Here is a 14,287-nt window from a genome sequence, read left to right as displayed (position 1 = left end):
CTGGCCAGGCCGGCGGCCAGCGCCAGCCCGAGCAGGGCCGCCGCGGCGGGCAGGCGGCCGGGCAGCAGGGCGCAGACCGCGCCGGCCAGCGCCAGTGCGGCGGCGGCGAGGCTGACCTGCCCGGCCGCGACGACCGGGCGCGGAGAGTGGGACATGAACAACTCCACGGCGTGCCGGGCCAGACCGCGTACGGTCACCTTGGCCTCGCCGCTGCGACGGGCGCGGTGCGCGGTGGGGACGGTCGTCCAGGCACCGGTCAGCCGGGGCAGGGTCGCCATGAAGTAGGGCGTGGCCAGGCGCAGGTCCACGACCCGGCGGGCGACGTCGGTGCGTAGCAGCCGGAAGCTGGTGCCACCGGCGGGGATCTCGATGCGCAGCAGCCGCCGGGCGATCAGGTCGTGCAGCCCGGACGCGGCCCGACGCAGCAGGCGGTCCTGCCGGTCCACCCGGATGCCGAAGACCGCGTCGTAGCCCTCGCGGGCCCGTTCGATCAGCTTGTGCGCCTCGGCGGGTGGGAACTGCAGGTCGGCGTCCAGGTGCAGGATCCAGGGGTGGCGGGCATAGCGGTAGCCCGCCGAGAATGCCGCTTCCAGCCCGAAGTTGCGGGTGAAGGACAGGTAGGACACCGATGGGTCCTTTTCCGCCAGCGCGCGGAACCGGTCCAGGGTGGTGTCGGTGCTGCCGTCGTCGATGAACAGGATCTCCAGGCCGGCGTATCCGGACAACTCGGCGACAATTTCCTCGTGGACCGCGTCGATATTGTCCGCCTCATTCAGACATGGCACGACAACGGTCAGAGCGAATCCGTCGCCGCCATGGTCGATATCCGGCAATACGGCCGCCTTTCCGGCACATCGTCGCGCCACCGGTGGCGCCGGCACAGGTGAAGCCGGCGCGCAAACGACCCCCACAATAGCGGTATGCTTCGATTCCCCATACCCCCTGCCCGAATTCAGGTATCTCAGTGGATATGCCCTCCGAATAGGAAAATGACAGCCCGGCAAATGTTGTCGAAGCCGCCGTTACGCGGCAAGCTCAAGCATCCAGTCGATGGGGATCGGAGAATCGCATGTACGTGCTGGGCATCAACCAGCATCACGACTCGGCAGCCGGGCTGGTGCACGACGGCCGCATCGTGGCCTTCGTGGAGGAAGAACGGGTCTCCCGCGTGAAGCACGACGGGACCTTCCCGGCGCGGGCCATCCGCGAGTGCCTGGCGACCGCCGGCATCACCCTGGCCGAAGTGGACCACGTCGCCTACTTCTGGCAGGCCCGCAAGGAGGTCACCCACGCCCTCAAGCACTTCGTCACGCACCTGCCGGCGACACTCGCGGTGCTACGCAACGACGCGGGCACCTACGGCGGCAAGGCGTCGGGAATCGCCGCCACGATCCGTTCCGCAGGCGTGCAGTCGCACTCCGACGACTACCACGTCGGCGGCGCGCTCCTGCTGCACCTGCGCCGGTCGTACACGATGAAGAAGATCCTGTGCGAGGCGGTCGGCCACACCGGACCGGTGCGCTTCACGGTGCACCTGGTCGACCACCACCTGTCCCACGCGGCCAGCGGGTACCTCCTGTCGCCGTGGGACCACGCGGCGATCATCACCTGGGACGGCATCGGCAGCGACGGCACGTCGACCTACCTCGCCGTCGGCGAGGGCGACCGGATCCGCGACGTGCGCCGGGTCCGCTTCCCGCACTCACTGGGCGCCCTGTACGCCTGCGTCACCAGCTACCTCGGCTTCCACCCCACCCGCGACGAGGGAAAGGTGATGGGACTGGCCGCCTACGGCGAGCCGACCCACGTCGAGGCGATGCGGGAACTGGTCCGGCTGCTGCCCGACGGGCACTACGAACTCGACCTGAGCTGGTTCCGCCACCACGCCACCGGCAAGCACCAGATGTCGGCGAAGTTCCTGGAACGGTTCGGCCCGCCACGCCCGCGTACCCGCGACGAGGTGCCCCAGTACTACGCCGACATCGCGTACGGCCTGCAGACCACCCTGGAGGAGGCGGGCCTGCACGTCGCCCGCTGGCTGCAGCGGCACACCGGTGAGACCCGCCTGGTCACCGCGGGCGGGGTGGCGCTCAACAGCGTCATGAACGGGCGGATCCTGCTGGAGACCCCGTTCGAGGACTTCTTCGCCCAGCCCGCCGCGGCCGACGACGGTTCGGCGCTCGGCGCGGCGTTGCAGGTCGGCGCGAGCCTCGGCCAGCCCCGGCCCACCGGCGGCTACATCTTCCTCGGGGCGCAGTACACCGAGGCGGAGATGGAGAAGGCGCTGGCCGATGCGGGTCTGCCCTACGAGCGCGTCGACGACATCACCGACACGACCGCGCGGGCCCTGGCCGACAGCAGGATCGTCGGCTGGTTCCAGGGGCGCATGGAGTGCGGGCCGCGGGCGCTGGGCAACCGGTCGATCCTGGCCGACCCGCGCGGCCGGGACACCAAGGACCGGCTCAACGAGAAGGTCAAGCACCGTGAGCCGTTCCGGCCGTTCGCGCCCTCCTGCCTGGCCGAACGCTCCGGGGAGTACTTCGCCTCCGACTACCCGTCACCGGTGATGCTGCTGGTCTTCGACGTCCTGGAGCACCAACGCCAGCGGGTGCCGGCGATCACCCACGTCGACGGCACGGCCCGCGTGCAGACCGTCTCGGCCACCGACAACCCGCTCTACCACCGGCTCATCACCCGGTTCGACGAACTCACCGGAGTGCCGATGGTGGTCAACACGTCGTTCAACGACAACGAGGAGCCGATCGTGCGAACCCCGGCCGACGCCGTGCGGTGCTACCTGCGTACCGGTATGGACGCCCTGGCCCTCGGCCCCTTCTGGACCCAGAAGTGATCCGCCGCTGGTGGTGGCTGCTGCCGGCGACGGTGGGCGGCGGCCTCGCCGCGCTGATCATGCTGGTGCTGCCGCCGGACCGCACCATCGACCACCTGGGCGAGGTGCTGCTCAAGACCGCGCCGCTGCTGTGCGCGGTACTCGCGGTCGCCTACTTCCCCCAGCGCCCGGCGCTCGGCCTGGCACTGCTGGCGGTGCTGTTCGTCGGCTACATGGCAGTGGTGGACACCCTCAACGTCGACCACATCTTCGGCTACGCCGAAGCCGCCGACCAGGACGCGGCGTTTCCCCGGCTGTACCAGTGGACGATCTTCCTCAACGCGTTCACGGTGCTCGCCGTGCTCTTCGCCTACCGGCTCGGTGGCGCGTCGGCGGGCCGGGTGCTGCGGGCGGGCCTGGCCGCGATCCTGGTCCTGATCTCCGGCCTCAACGACCTGTCGTTCTACTACACCAACGACTGGAACGGCCCGAGACCACGGGTGCTGCACTGGGCGTCACACATCACGGTGTTCGTCGGTGGTCCGCCCACCGCGGCGGTCGCGATCGTGTTCTGCGCGGTCCACCTGCTGCTCGCGGCGGTGATCCTGACGCTGCCGCTGGACCGGTGGGCGGCCCGCTTCGACGGCTGGGCGGTGAACCAGGCCGAACGCCCGCCCGCCGCACCCTAGACCTCGCCGAGGATCCGGCGGGCGGTGTTCAGCGCCTGACGGACGACCTGGTCCATGTCGATGTAGGTGTACGTGGCCAGCCGTCCGGCCACGTAGCGGGGCGGGCCGGGCAACCCCGCCAACTCCTCAAGGTAACGGCGGGCCAGCGCCCGGTTGGCCCCCTGCACGTCGTCGATCGGGTAGTGGCGCGCGGGCGCACCCGGATACTCGTAGCTGACCACGGTGCCCGGCCCGGTCTGGCCGCTCATCCACTTCGTCTCGATGGCCCGGGTGTGCGCCCTGAGCGGGCTCGGGGTGTTCACCACCCCGCACGTCAACGCGTGCTCCACCCCCGGCAGGTAGTGGTTGACCAGCCGCACCCCACGCCACGGCAACCGTCCCAGGTGCTCGGCGAAGAACTCGTCGAGCGCGCAGGTGACCACGACCGCGTCCGCGCCCGCACACACCTCGTCCCAGTCGTCGACGGTGACCCGACGGCCCATGACCACCGGCACGTCCCGCAGCAGCGCGTCGACCAGCCGCGGATAACCACCCTCCGGCCAGCCCTGGTGAGGGTCACGGAACAGATCGGTGTAACCGTCGTCGCGCAGCTCGATACGCTTGGGCGCCCACCCGGCCGCAAGGTTCCGGGCATCCTCGCCCCACTGCTTGCGGGTGTACCCCTCGATCAGCTCGCGGTACAGCGTCTCCCCCAACAGACCCACACACCAGGACTCGAAGTTGGCGGCGTCGGGCCGGGCCGGGCGGGCGGCCAACTCCCGCGCGATCTGCGGCCACCGGGGCAGGGTACGCAGCTCCGACAGCTGGGGCGGCCAGCTCAGTTCACGGTCGAACGCCTCGGTGCGCACCGTGTGCCGGTACGGCAGGAAGCGGACCAGACCCGTCACCAGCCGCCACACCTCGGCGTCGGCGGTGTGGAAGATGTGCGCGCCGGCCGGCTCGTAGAGGATGCCCGCGGCCGAGGCCGTGCGGAGCTGGCCGCCCCAGGTGGGATCACCCTCGACGACCTCGACGGCACGGCCCGCCACGTGCAGGAGATGAGCGACGGTCGCGCCGGCCAGCCCCGCCCCGATCACCCGCACGCAACCCATCGCCGGATGGTAGTGGGTCACGCACGTATCCGGGGTCCACACCCTCACCCGCCCGCCGCCACCCGGCCGGCCGCCATGCCACCACCCGGTCGGACCCGGCCGCCCTGCCGCGCACGAGACGGCATCGGGAACCCTGGCCGGCGGACGGTATGGTCGGCGGATATGAAGGCGGGTCGGGCATGAACGACGGGCTCACGGTCACCCTGCACGATCCCCATCTAGCCGACGCCCCCGCAGGCTGGGACGCCTTCATGGCCGGAGAACACCTGATGGCGGCGTGGTCTTGGCCGCTCGTGCGGGCGGCGGCGAGCCGACGGACGGTCATCGCCGCAACCGTCCGACATGGACCCGACGTCGTCGGGCTGATCACCGGCCGCTTCCACGGACCACGGACGGGCCGCTCCACGGTCCCGTTGGCCGGAATCGTCGACGTCGACAGCCTCTCCTCCAGCACACTGCCGGGCATCACGCTGACCGCCGGGGCCGACGGGGCCGCGCTGACCGACACCATCAGCGCACTCCGGTCCGCGCTGCGGGAGGCCCACGGCGGGCGGGTACGCGGCCTGATGTTCCGTCAGGTGTCCGCCGAGACCCTGCCCGCGCTGCTGACCCGACCAGCGATCGTCCGCGAGGGCGGCCCCATCGCGTGGTTCCCCAACCGCTTCGCCTCACTGGAGGACTACCTACGGTCGCTGGGCCGGGGCCGACGCTACGACCTGCGCCGCATCCTGGCCGCAGTCGCCGCATCGGACCTGCACGTGACGAGCACCCTGCGGGGGGAGCCGGTCCCGGTCCAGCCGGCACAACTGTGCGAGCTGATCGCAAGCGTCGTGAACCGCCACCACGACAAGTGGTGGCTACCCAAACCGCTCATGTCCCCCGCCATGGCCGCAGCACAGCTCACCACGCCCGGCGTCCACCTCAACGGCTACCGCGACGGCGACCGGCTCATCGCCCTCAACGTGATCTTCGACCACCCGGAACTGCCGCTCTCGGCCGGCTGGGGCGCGTTCTCCGTGGCCGAGGGCGGCCGTCGGGACCTGTGGTACCACAACAACCTCGAACTGGCCCGCTGGTGCATCGACACCGGCCGCCGTGGCTTCCTCAGCGGCCAGGGCAGCCTCGTGGAGAAACGCCGCCTCGGCCACGAGATGATCCGCCAGTGGGCCGTGCTCATCCCCTTTCCGCGCGGGGCCCGGTGACCCCCGGCCGGTAGGCCGACTCGACGAAGCGGCCCTTGCCGCCCGGCGTCAACGCGATCCGCTCCGCCCGCACGAACCGCGGTACGACGGGGGCGTCCACCGCCTCACCCAGAGCCTGCTCGAACGCGACGCACGCGGCGACGAAGGCCGCCTCGCCGGCAGCCTCGGGCACCAGGTGCACCGTGACCTGCCCGGCCTCGTCCTGCCGGACCATGCACTCCGCCACACCCGGCGTGTGCATCGCCAACGCGAGGAAGACACCGCTGTACACGCGTCGGCCGCCGGGCAGCGTGACGAAGTCGTTGGTGCGCCCGTCGACCAGCCGCATCCGACGGAACCGGCTACCGCACGGGCAACCCGCCGGCAGGACGTACGCCCGGTCACCCAACTGGTAGCGCGGCAACGGCATGGCGCGCTCACGGAAGTGCGTCACCACCACCGAACCGGTGACCCCCTCAGGGACCGGCGTGCCCGCCTCGTCCACGATCTCCAGCCACACCCGGTCCTCGTCGACGTGCATCGCGCCCGCCGCGCAGCCGCTCGACACCGTCAGCACCTCGTACGCCGAGTACTCGTCGTACACCGGCACCCCGAACCGCTCGGTGAACTGCGCGGCGACCTCGTCGGTCAACAGCTCCGAGTCGGTCATCACCAGCTTCAGGCCGCGCCGTAGCTGGGCCAGCTCACCGGGGTCGAGGGCACGCAGCAGACCCCGCAGGACCACCGGATAACCCATGATCAGTTGGGGTCGGACCGCGAGGACCGCCCGCGCTATCGCCGCGTCGGACTGACCGGCCGGCACCACCACCCGCGGGAACAGGCCCAGCCGCTGGAACCAGCGCACCGGCCGGGGAAACGGCTTGATGTGCGCGATCCGCCACCACGGACGGTAGCCCGACAGCAGGAAACGCCGCAGCACGGTCGCGCCGTGGTAGCCGTACGCGTCGACGTCGTGGCGGATGTGCAGCCGCGTTCCGGTGGTACCGCTGGTGACGTCCGTCCGGTAGGCCCCGGCGGCGAGCCCCTGGGCGTGAAAGGACTCCACACCCGCGTCGAGCACGGCGCGTTTGGTCAGGATGGGCAGCCCGGCCAACTCGTCCAGGCTCGCCAGGGGCCCGGCCGGATAGTCGGCGAAGGCCGGCACCCGCTCACGACAGTGTCGCAGCAGCGCGTTGACACCCTCCAGCGCCAGCGCGCGGGTCCGTTCGGGGGCACGGTGCGGTGCCCGCCAGACCGCCGGCAGGTGCCGCAGCTCGCGTACGGCGACGGCGAGGCCCCCGCTCATCGGGACCCATGGATGTCGGTAGGCACCACGCCACCGTAGCGGGTCGCCGCTCGGGCGTCAGACGCCCGATCCGACCCCCGAGTCGGGACCGGACGACGACGCGGTCCATCGAGCTCACCGCGGTGACGAACCGCTTCTCTACCCTGCTCGGGCCGGCCCAGAGCATGATCCTGCGTGCAGAGCCGGGCCCGGTCAGCAGGGTGGGTGGTACGGGATGCTGGACAGGTACTGCTCCCACTCATCTCGGGTGATGGGTTCTCCCATGGTGGAGCACATCGTTTCAGCAGCCCGTTGCGGGTCGGTCTCCCAGAGTCGGATGGTGCCGTCGGCGCTGCCGGCGGCCAGGGTGTGTCCGTCGGGTCGGTAGGCGACCACGTAGTAGGCCTGGTCGGCGTGGCTGAGGGTGGCCACCACGACGGGCCGGTTCAGTTGGCTGATGTCCCAGATCCAGATGGTGCCGTCGGTGCTGGCGGCGGTGATCAGGCTGCCGGACGGGTGAAAGGTCACCCAGTACACGTAGCTGGTCGGCCCGCGCAACGGGCGGGGCAGCGCCATCGGGTGGGCTGGGTCGGACACCTGCCACAGCCGTAGTGTCTTGTCGGCGCTGCCGACGGCGAGCAGGCCGCCGTCCGGGCTGAAGGCCACGCTGTAGGCGTATCCGGCCAGCCCGCGAAGCGGCGGGCTGGCCGGGGCCGGCCGGGTCGGGTCATGAACGTCGATCAGCCGTACGACGCCGTCGGTGTTGGCGACGGCGAGTACCGGTGACCTCGGGTGGAACGCCAGGGACAGCACGATCGACCCGGTGCCGGCGACCGTGGCCAGCAGCGTGGGCCGCTCCGGATCGGACACCCGCCACAGATAGGTGGTGCTGTCGTCACCGGCGACGGCCAGGAGTGATCCGTCCGCGCTGAAGGCCACCGTCTGGATGAGTGCGGTCGCCCCGGTGAGCGCCGGTCCTATCCGCTTCGGTCGCGCCGGTCGACGGATGTCCCAGAGGTCCACCGCGCCGTCACGTCCACCGGCGGCCAGCAGTGTCCCGCCGGGGCTGAGTGCGACGCTGCCGGCATACCCCTCCTGACCGGCTGGCCGGCTCAGCGGCGCGCCGAGTGGCTCCGGCCGGCGCGAATCGGTCACCTGCCACAACCGGATCGTCCGGTCCCGACCGGCTTCGGCCAGTACGGTGCCGTCGGGCGTGAACCCGGCGCTGAACACGGCTCCGCCCGCGCCGACGAGCAGCGGGCCGGGAAGCCCCCAGTACCGCACATAGCCGTCAGTGCCGGCGCTGGCCAGGGTGTGCTGGTCGGCACCGAAGGCGAGTGCCGTCACCGGGGTCGGCTGGGGCAACGATCGCAGCTCGCGGTGGGTGGCCACGTCGTACAGCAGGATTCGCTTGTCGGATGCGCCGGTGGCAAGGGTGGCGCCGTCGGGGCTGAACGCGATCGCGTTGATCCAACTGGTCGCTCCGGGCAGGGCGGTACCCAGCTTCGCCGGCCGTTGCGGGTCGGCGACCGACCACATCTGGACGGTCTGGTCACCGCTGCCGCTGGCCAGGAGGTCTCCGTCGGGGCTGAATGCCAGCGCGAGCACCTTGCCGGCGTGTCCGGCCAGTGGTGCCAGCCGGGTCGGGTGGGTGCGGTTCCCGAGGTCCCACAGCCGTACGGTGCTGTCGGCACTGCCGGCGGCCAGCAGCCGCCCGTCGGGGCTGAACGTCACCGCCTGCACGGCGTCGTCCGGCCCGGTCAGCGCCGGCAGCGGCTGGCTGGCGTTCGATCCGGTGCCGGCGGCCGTCGCCGGCTCCGCGTTGTTCAGCGCCCACCGCCACACCCGGTGGTCGGCACTGCCGGCGGCGAGCGTGCCGCCGTCCGGGCTGAACGCGAGCGCGTACACGGTGGATGTCGGCCCGGTCAGCGGCGGCAGCGCCCGCGGGTGCGCCGGATCGTCCAACCGCCACCGGTACACCATGCCGTCCGCGCCGCCAGCGGCCAGCAGTGCGTCACGGGGGCTGAACGCTACGGTGAACACCGTGCCGGTCGGGCCGGTCAGGACGCTCCCGAGCGGGGTGGGCACCGGATCGGAAGCCCGCCACAGGCGCACCCTTCCCTCGGCACCACCGGCGGCCAGCAGCCGCCGGTCCGGGCTGAACGCCACCGCCTGGATGGCACCGTCGGCGCCACCCAGCCGAGCGGCTGTCGGGGTCGCAGCGGCGTCGAGCAGGCTGGACCGGGCCTGGACGGTCGGTGAGATCTGGTACGCCGCCAGCGCCACTTGTCGGGCCAGGCTGACGTCTCGCCCGCGCAGCCAGTCGGCCTGACCTGCGACCAGCCGCGACACCGCCTCGTTACGTTGCATGGTGGCCGTTTGGCGTTGCTGGCTGGCGGTAGCACGCTGTTGGAAGGCGTACCCGGCGAGCAGCCCGCTGCTGAGCAGCAGTGCGGACAGCGCGGCGACCAGCTGGTAGAGCTGGCGGGTGTGGCGACGGGCGTGTCGCCCGCTGGCGGCAAGAAACTCCCGCACCAGCGCAGATTGCTCGTCCGGGTGCTCGGCCGTCCAACCCTGGGCAGCGGCCAGGCGGGTGCCCCGGTACAACGCGGCAGGGTCGCGGCCCTCGGCCCGCCACGCCGCCGCGGCGGTGGCGAGTTGCTGACGCAGCACCAACCCGGCCCGATCGCTGCTCAGCCAGCCGCGCAACGCGGGCCACGCAGCCAGCAACGCGTCATGGCTCAGCTGTACGGTGTCGCGCTGCGCGGTGATCAGCCGCTGAGTGATGAACCGGTCCAGGACCCGCTCCACCTCGACCGCATCCGGCCCGAACTCGGCCAACAGCTCGCCGAGAGGCACGATACGCCGGGTGTCTCCGGTATCGGTCCCGACGTGGACCAGACGGAGCAGCAGCCGGCGGGCCAGGCGCCGCTGGTCCGGGGTCAACCGGTCGTACGCCTCGCTGGCGCTGGCCGCGATCGCCTCGCGCACCCCGCCGATCCGCCGGTAGCCCTGACAGGTCAACCGTCGACCCTGGTCGTGATGCCAGGTGGCGAACAGCGCGTGCGACAGCAGCGGCAGGACGCCCGGCTCGGCACGGTCCGGCTCCACCCCGGGTGGCGTCAAGTCGGCCAGGAGCAACTCGACCAGCCCGTCCTCCAACTCCACTCCCGCGCGAAGGGCGGGTTCCACGATCGCCGCCCGAAGTTCGTCACGGGTCATCGGCCCCACCGTGACCTGCCGGTCCTGGGCCGCCCGCAGCAGCGCCGGGTGGCCCAACGCGTGGCCGTAGAAGTCGGCACGCAGGCCGAAGACCACCACCAGTCCCGCGGTCCGCTCGCACAGCGTGTTCAGGTCGGCGAGGAACGCCGCCGGGTCCGCGTGGTCCGGCCGGCTGATGAACACCTCCTCCGCCTGATCGATCACCAGCAGCCTCGGACCGGGCGCGGCCCGCAGTCGCTGCGCCCGTGCCGCCAACTCCGCTACCGGATCGGCGCCGGGAGTCATGAGTTCCACCCACCAGCCGTTGTCCGGACCGGACGGATCATCGGGCGCCGGTCCCTCCGTCGGGACCGGCGCGGTCGCCCGGCCCGGCGCGCAACGAAGTCGCGCGATCAGCCCGGCCCGTAGCAGTGAGGACTTCCCAGAACCGGAGGCGCCGACCAGAAGGAACAGCCCACCGCCGGCAGCGTGCAGCCGGGTGACGTGCTCGACGAGTTCGGCGGTGAGCTGCTCCCGGCCGAAGAACCACCCGGCGTCCTGCGGCTGGAAAGTGGCGAGACCCTTGTACGGCTCAAGGTGCCGTGGCCGCGGCCCGGGGGCGCGGCGCACACGCAGCCAGGCCGCGATCCAACCATCCATCATGGTGGGCCGTACGCCGCACACCGTCAGCACCCGCACCAGCAGGTCCTGGGAACTCAGCGCCGGCAACCCACGCCCGGCGAACCAGTCTCCGATGGTGCTGTGCGCGCTGTACGCTCCGGCCTTCGCCGCCACCTGACGGACGGTCAGTCCGGCCCGTTCCCGCACCGCGGTCAGTGCCGCCGCGAACTCGACCCGCCCACCGATCCGGTCGGGATCCGGCCAACCGTCGGGTTCCGGCACTGCTGATGTCGGCTGGCTACCCGACACTGCCTCACCTCGTCGAGCGACAACACGGAATGTGAGGCGAACGCTACTCATCCCTTGAGAAGGTGGCGAGTTCCGGTCAGAGTTCCGACGTGTGGGTTGCGTCGGTCCGGTTCAACAACCACCGACGGGGTGCTCCCGGGCGAACGGGCGGTGCAGTGCCAGCACCCTGGCCCTGCACCGCGCTTGCTCCGTGGATGGGACGATCACTCAGGTCAGTAGTTGCACAACGGCACTCGGTAGTCCCGGTACGGGTAGGAGGAGACGCCGGTGTTGACGTACCAGTCGGAGACGTAACCCTCACCGGATCCGTGCCGTGACGTGGCCGGATACAGGACGTAGTCCCAGTAGTAGTCGCCCTGCGGGCCGACGCCGTCGCCGGGGTACTGACACACCATCCGCACCGGCAGGTGCGCTTCGAGGGTGGCCTGCAGGGTGCACCACGATCCCGGCCAGGCCTTCTTGGGAGCGGGGTGGTAGCAGTCGCGCACGTTCACATCGGAGGACCCGATCGTCACGTCGACGTTGGCCATCGCCGCGGACGGCGCGACAGCGGCACCGCCCAGCACGGCGAGCGCAAGGAACAGCCCGAGGAGCGAGCGGCGAGGCAGCCGCCGACGGGCCCGGGTCGTGACGTCGGGAGACGGGGTGGTGCGTTTCGGTGCGAGCCTTCTGATCACGTTCCGTACCTCCGTCAAGGTCATTGGCCGGCGGTGACCGGCGATGACCTGACCGTGGACCGCGGTCGAGCAGGCCACCAGGGCTGGCCGGGTTGTCCGGACAGGATCGGACGATGCGTCCGGTTGTCCGGACGAGTCCGTACACCGGTCTCCGTTGCCATCGACGACAGCCACCCGGGCAGGCCTACGCCCGGTCCGACCGTTACGTCACGCCTTGTACGGGCGGGTGTCGGCCGACGGACCAGCAGGATCCGGGGGCTCGCACCCGACCACCGCCAGCCGGCGACGAGGGCCGCTCCCGGGCGGGGTAGCGGCGTCCGGATCTAGCGAGAAGCGGGTACCGACGCTACGCCGGGATCTTCCAGGTCTTGAGTGTGGCGATCGCGCGTTCACCGCGAGCACGGATCTTCACGTGCGCCCGGTTCACGGCCTTCTGTCGGCGTGACAGCTTCGCCGGAAGCGGCACCGCTTGAACATGTGCGCACGCTACCGCGCGCACCCTGATGTCCCTTGTCCGCGAAGGTCATCACATCCGCGTTGGCCAGGGCCTCGATGTTGCCGTGATCCCGGGCGGCGGTCAGATCGTGGGTCGAACCCGGCAGGGCTGGTGAGGCCCACGAGTCGACCGACTGCATCGGCGATGACCTGCATATTCACGCGCCGTGGTCGACTTCGCGCACCGGCGAGTCCCGCCTACTTGTGAGTACTTAACTCGTTCAGGGAGCCTATTCGCTGATCATGCTGCCTTGACTTATATTTCTATCAAATCCGGGCAGCGCTCCCGGGTCGACAAGCTGAATCCCGGTCACGTTCCCTCAACTCGCACCGTTGCCGCTCCCGACCTCTTTCGGACCTCGGGAAGAGCGTAGACCTTCTCTGTCGCACGGCTGACCGGCTCTTGCGATCGGACTGGATCGAACCCAGAAGCTGCCTCGGGAAGGAGAGCAGATGGGCACAGGAAATGATCTTCATCCCACGTCAGCAGCAACGTTCGCCCATCGCCGGCGGTCGGAATTCCTCGCCACGGTGGCGGCGCTGGTCGTGGTCCTGATGATCGGTGATGCTTACGCCGCAACGGCCGGCCGTGCAGTCGCCTTCGCGATGCCACCCAACCCCGGCACGCAACAGGTTCCAGCGAAACTCGGCGCCGTGAGAGCCATCGCCGCCGGCGAGGCGCACAGCGTCGCTCTACTCTCGAACGGCACCGTCGTCACCTGGGGCGAAAACTTCTTCGGGCAGCTTGGCGACGGCACCAACGCCCTCCGCACCACTGCGGTACGAGTGTGCGCCGTCGGCCAGAGCGCCCCCTGCTCCAAATCCCTCACCGGCGTAATCGCTATCGCCGCCAACCGGAACGACAACCTCGCCTTACTCAGGGACCACACGGTCGTCGCCTGGGGCTACAACAGTTCTGGGCAGCTTGGCGACGGCACCTGGACCAACCGCACCACTCCGGTACGGGTATGTGCGGCGGGGCAGGTCGCACCCTGTGGCAAGTTCCTGAGCGGAGTCAGATCCATCGCGGCCGGCTGGACCCACACTTTGGCCGCGATGGAGAACGGGTCGGCCGTCGCCTGGGGCTGGAACGGACAGGGCCAGCTCGGTGACGGCACCACCGCCACACGCCTCACTCCGGTACGAGTGTGCGCGGTGGGGCAGGTCGCACCCTGTGGCAAGTTCCTGAGCGGAGTCAGATCCATCGCGGCCGGCTGGGGTCACAGCCTGGCGGTGGTGGGTAACGCCCTGGCCGTGGCCTGGGGTCGGAACTACGAAGGTCAGCTTGGTGACGGCACCACCGTCGGCCGCACCACCCCGGTACGAGTATGCGCAGTGGGACAGGTCGCGCCCTGCGATCAGTTTCTGTACGCGGTGAATGCCATAGCAGGTGGCGAGTTTCATAGCATGTCGCTGCGGGGTGACGGTGGTCCTGTCGGTTGGGGCGCGAACTATGTTGGTGAGCTTGGTGACGGCACCGTCGTCAACCGGGCCATTCCTGTGCGGGTGTGTGCGGTGGGAGAGATCGCTCCCTGCCACCGCTTCCTGTACGGAATCCGGCACATCGCGGTCGGCGCGTCGCACAGCATGGCGCAGCTGAGTAGCGGCGGCGTCCTGGGCTGGGGGTTCAACGGTTATGGCCAACTCGGCAACGGCACATGGGACACCCGCCTGCAGGTCACTCAGGTCTGTGCTGTGGGGCAGGCTGCTCCCTGCGACCGGTTCCTGAGCGGGGTCAGATCCATCGCGGCTGGCACAGCCCATAGTCTGGCTCTACAGCCTGACTACACGGTGGCCGCCTGGGGTTACAACGCCCAACGCCAACTCGGTGACGGCACCACAACATGGCGTCCCACCCCTGTGCAGGTCCTCGCACCCCCAACCTAGTGCCGCATCGGGGAACGTTTG

9 protein-coding genes and 1 pseudogene are annotated in these 14,287 nt (G+C 70.5%); 4 read left to right on the top strand and 6 right to left on the bottom strand.

Annotated elements, in window-relative coordinates; translation table 11 throughout:
• On the bottom strand, positions 1-785 hold a 785-nt coding region (locus ACOJTC_RS28345), incomplete at its 3' end, for a glycosyltransferase family 2 protein (RefSeq protein ID WP_420119180.1).
• Positions 786-1,069: 284 nt separating this feature from the next.
• Between ACOJTC_RS28345 and ACOJTC_RS28340 the strand changes: the two genes are divergently transcribed.
• Both ACOJTC_RS28340 and ACOJTC_RS28335 read left to right on the top strand, forming a co-directional pair.
• Complete coding sequence (locus tag ACOJTC_RS28340; RefSeq protein WP_420119179.1) at positions 1,070-2,851, top strand: carbamoyltransferase; 1,782 nt, start codon at positions 1,070-1,072, stop codon at positions 2,849-2,851.
• On the top strand, positions 2,848-3,519 hold the full coding sequence (locus ACOJTC_RS28335) for a hypothetical protein (protein ID WP_420119178.1): 672 nt from the start codon (positions 2,848-2,850) through the stop codon (positions 3,517-3,519). The genes ACOJTC_RS28340 and ACOJTC_RS28335 overlap by 4 nt, the downstream gene beginning before the upstream one ends.
• On the opposite strand, the gene ACOJTC_RS28330 is transcribed toward ACOJTC_RS28335, so the two are convergent.
• On the bottom strand, positions 3,516-4,610 hold the full coding sequence (locus ACOJTC_RS28330; RefSeq protein ID WP_420119177.1) for a UDP-galactopyranose mutase: 1,095 nt from the start codon (positions 4,608-4,610) through the stop codon (positions 3,516-3,518). The genes ACOJTC_RS28335 and ACOJTC_RS28330 overlap by 4 nt on opposite strands.
• 179 nt (positions 4,611-4,789) lie before the next feature.
• On the opposite strand from ACOJTC_RS28330, the gene ACOJTC_RS28325 reads away from it, so the two are divergent.
• Positions 4,790-5,812: a hypothetical protein gene (locus tag ACOJTC_RS28325; protein WP_420119176.1), complete on the top strand. Its 1,023-nt coding sequence runs from the start codon at positions 4,790-4,792 to the stop codon at positions 5,810-5,812.
• On the opposite strand, the gene ACOJTC_RS28320 is transcribed toward ACOJTC_RS28325, so the two are convergent.
• From ACOJTC_RS28320 to ACOJTC_RS28305, 4 genes and pseudogenes are all read right to left on the bottom strand, one after another.
• Positions 5,784-7,097: a phenylacetate--CoA ligase family protein gene (locus ACOJTC_RS28320; RefSeq protein WP_420119175.1), complete on the bottom strand. Its 1,314-nt coding sequence runs from the start codon at positions 7,095-7,097 to the stop codon at positions 5,784-5,786. The two genes, ACOJTC_RS28325 and ACOJTC_RS28320, sit on opposite strands and share 29 nt — an antisense overlap.
• A gap of 192 nt (positions 7,098-7,289) precedes the next feature.
• Positions 7,290-11,180, bottom strand: a complete 3,891-nt coding sequence (locus ACOJTC_RS28315; protein ID WP_420119174.1) for a helix-turn-helix domain-containing protein — start codon at positions 11,178-11,180, stop codon at positions 7,290-7,292.
• A 239-nt stretch (positions 11,181-11,419) separates the two neighbouring features.
• A complete protein-coding gene (locus tag ACOJTC_RS28310; protein WP_420119173.1) occupies positions 11,420-11,884 on the bottom strand; it encodes a hypothetical protein in 465 nt (154 codons plus the stop codon).
• A gap of 355 nt (positions 11,885-12,239) precedes the next feature.
• A pseudogene (locus tag ACOJTC_RS28305) lies at positions 12,240-12,541 on the bottom strand (transposase family protein); the annotation flags it as partial.
• 291 nt (positions 12,542-12,832) lie between these two features.
• Between ACOJTC_RS28305 and ACOJTC_RS28300 the strand changes: the two are divergent.
• Positions 12,833-14,266 carry an RCC1 domain-containing protein gene (locus ACOJTC_RS28300; protein ID WP_420119172.1) on the top strand — a complete coding sequence of 478 codons (1,434 nt, stop codon included), beginning with the start codon at positions 12,833-12,835 and terminating at the stop codon, positions 14,264-14,266.
• The last annotated feature ends 21 nt before the right edge of the window (positions 14,267-14,287 follow it).

The sequence above is a fragment of the Micromonospora sp. genome, assembly GCF_048594385.1.
Taxonomy (GTDB): domain Bacteria; phylum Actinomycetota; class Actinomycetes; order Mycobacteriales; family Micromonosporaceae; genus Micromonospora; species Micromonospora wenchangensis.
Note: the sequence above shows the minus strand (reverse complement) of the source record. Positions and strands in the feature narration are given on the sequence as shown.